Consider the following 3,219-nt stretch of genomic DNA (forward strand, 5'->3'; position numbering starts at 1 on the left):
AATCTTGACGATGACCTACTCTCACATGGGGAAACCCCACACTACCATCGGCGATGCATCGTTTCACTGCTGAGTTCGGGATGGGATCAGGTGGTTCCAATGCTCTATGGTCGTCAAGAAATTCGGTAGCCAGCTCGTTTGCCTTGCGGCTCACGCTCCAGCGAATGGGTATGCGATAGTTTGTGTGTTTGTTTCTCGAACTTTCGGTTCGTTTCGTCTTCACACACCGCAATCTGGTGCCTTTTCAGGTCAGCAAATTGCTTGGGTGTTATATGGTCAAGCCTCACGGGCAATTAGTATTGGTTAGCTCAACGCCTCACAGCGCTTACACACCCAACCTATCAACGTCGTAGTCTTCGACGGCCCTTCAGGGAACTCAAGGTTCCAGTGAGATCTCATCTTGAGGCTAGTTTCCCGCTTAGATGCTTTCAGCGGTTATCTATTCCGAACATAGCTACCCGGCAATGCCACTGGCGTGACAACCGGAACACCAGAGGTTCGTCCACTCCGGTCCTCTCGTACTAGGAGCAGCCCCTCTCAAATCTCAAACGTCCACGGCAGATAGGGACCGAACTGTCTCACGACGTTCTAAACCCAGCTCGCGTACCACTTTAAATGGCGAACAGCCATACCCTTGGGACCGGCTTCAGCCCCAGGATGTGATGAGCCGACATCGAGGTGCCAAACACCGCCGTCGATATGAACTCTTGGGCGGTATCAGCCTGTTATCCCCGGAGTACCTTTTATCCGTTGAGCGATGGCCCTTCCATACAGAACCACCGGATCACTAAGACCTACTTTCGTACCTGCTCGACGTGTCTGTCTCGCAGTCAAGCGCGCTTTTGCCTTTATACTCTACGACCGATTTCCGACCGGTCTGAGCGCACCTTCGTACTCCTCCGTTACTCTTTAGGAGGAGACCGCCCCAGTCAAACTACCCACCATACACTGTCCTCGATCCGGATAACGGACCTGAGTTAGAACCTCAAAGTTGCCAGGGTGGTATTTCAAGGATGGCTCCACGCGAACTGGCGTCCACGCTTCAAAGCCTCCCACCTATCCTACACAAGCAAATTCAAAGTCCAGTGCAAAGCTATAGTAAAGGTTCACGGGGTCTTTCCGTCTAGCCGCGGATACACTGCATCTTCACAGCGATTTCAATTTCACTGAGTCTCGGGTGGAGACAGCGCCGCCATCGTTACGCCATTCGTGCAGGTCGGAACTTACCCGACAAGGAATTTCGCTACCTTAGGACCGTTATAGTTACGGCCGCCGTTTACCGGGGCTTCGATCAAGAGCTTCGCGTTAGCTAACCCCATCAATTAACCTTCCGGCACCGGGCAGGCGTCACACCCTATACGTCCACTTTCGTGTTTGCAGAGTGCTGTGTTTTTAATAAACAGTCGCAGCGGCCTGGTATCTTCGACCGGCGTGGGCTTACGGAGCAAGTCCTTCACCCTCACCGGCGCACCTTCTCCCGAAGTTACGGTGCCATTTTGCCTAGTTCCTTCACCCGAGTTCTCTCAAGCGCCTTGGTATTCTCTACCCAACCACCTGTGTCGGTTTGGGGTACGGTTCCTGGTTACCTGAAGCTTAGAAGCTTTTCTTGGAAGCATGGCATCAACCACTTCGTGTTCTAAAAGAACACTCGTCATCAGCTCTCGGCCTTAGAATCCCGGATTTACCTAAGATTCCAGCCTACCACCTTAAACTTGGACAACCAACGCCAAGCTGGCCTAGCCTTCTCCGTCCCTCCATCGCAATAACCAGAAGTACAGGAATATTAACCTGTTTTCCATCGACTACGCTTTTCAGCCTCGCCTTAGGGACCGACTAACCCTGCGTCGATTAACGTTGCGCAGGAAACCTTGGTCTTTCGGCGTGGGTGTTTTTCACACCCATTGTCGTTACTCATGTCAGCATTCGCACTTCTGATACCTCCAGCAAGCTTCTCAACTCACCTTCACAGGCTTACAGAACGCTCCTCTACCGCATCACCTAAGTGATACCCGTAGCTTCGGTGTATGGTTTGAGCCCCGTTACATCTTCCGCGCAGGCCGACTCGACTAGTGAGCTATTACGCTTTCTTTAAAGGGTGGCTGCTTCTAAGCCAACCTCCTAGCTGTCTAAGCCTTCCCACATCGTTTCCCACTTAACCATAACTTTGGGACCTTAGCTGACGGTCTGGGTTGTTTCCCTTTTCACGACGGACGTTAGCACCCGCCGTGTGTCTCCCATGCTCGGCACTTGTAGGTATTCGGAGTTTGCATCGGTTTGGTAAGTCGGGATGACCCCCTAGCCGAAACAGTGCTCTACCCCCTACAGTGATACATGAGGCGCTACCTAAATAGCTTTCGAGGAGAACCAGCTATCTCCGAGCTTGATTAGCCTTTCACTCCGATCCACAGGTCATCCGCTAACTTTTCAACGGTAGTCGGTTCGGTCCTCCAGTCAGTGTTACCTAACCTTCAACCTGCCCATGGATAGATCGCCCGGTTTCGGGTCTATTCCCAGCGACTAGACGCCCTATTAAGACTCGCTTTCGCTACGCCTCCCCTATTCGGTTAAGCTCGCCACTGAAAATAAGTCGCTGACCCATTATACAAAAGGTACGCAGTCACCCAACAAAGTGGGCTCCCACTGCTTGTACGCATACGGTTTCAGGATCTATTTCACTCCCCTCTCCGGGGTTCTTTTCGCCTTTCCCTCACGGTACTAGTTCACTATCGGTCAGTCAGTAGTATTTAGCCTTGGAGGATGGTCCCCCCATATTCAGACAAAGTTTCTCGTGCTCCGTCCTACTCGATTTCATTGATAAGAGATTTTCGCGTACAGGGCTATCACCCACTATGGCCGCACTTTCCAGAGCGTTCCGCTAATCTCAAATCAACTTAAGGGCTAGTCCCCGTTCGCTCGCCACTACTAAGGGAATCTCGGTTGATTTCTTTTCCTCAGGGTACTTAGATGTTTCAGTTCCCCTGGTTCGCCTCTTGCACCTATGTATTCAGTACAAGATAACCATCTTATGATGGCTGGGTTCCCCCATTCAGACATCTCCGGATCAAAGTCTGTTTGCCGACTCCCCGAAGCTTTTCGCAGGCTACCACGTCTTTCATCGCCTCTGACTGCCAAGGCATCCACCGTATGCGCTTCTTCACTTGACCATATAACCCCAAGCAATCTGGTTATACTGTGAAGACGACATTCGCCGAAAATTCG

2 rRNA genes are annotated in these 3,219 nt (G+C 51.6%); both read right to left on the reverse strand.

What is annotated here, in order from left to right:
• Positions 1-2: 2 nt before the first annotated feature.
• Positions 3-118: ribosomal RNA gene (gene rrf, locus D8V06_RS08965) — 5S ribosomal RNA — on the reverse strand.
• A 154-nt stretch (positions 119-272) separates the two neighbouring features.
• Positions 273-3,164 (reverse strand): 23S ribosomal RNA (locus D8V06_RS08970).
• Positions 3,165-3,219 lie beyond the last annotated feature (55 nt).

Source organism: Pseudomonas sp. Sample_24 (genome assembly GCF_004307605.1).
GTDB lineage: Bacteria > Pseudomonadota > Gammaproteobacteria > Pseudomonadales > Pseudomonadaceae > Aquipseudomonas.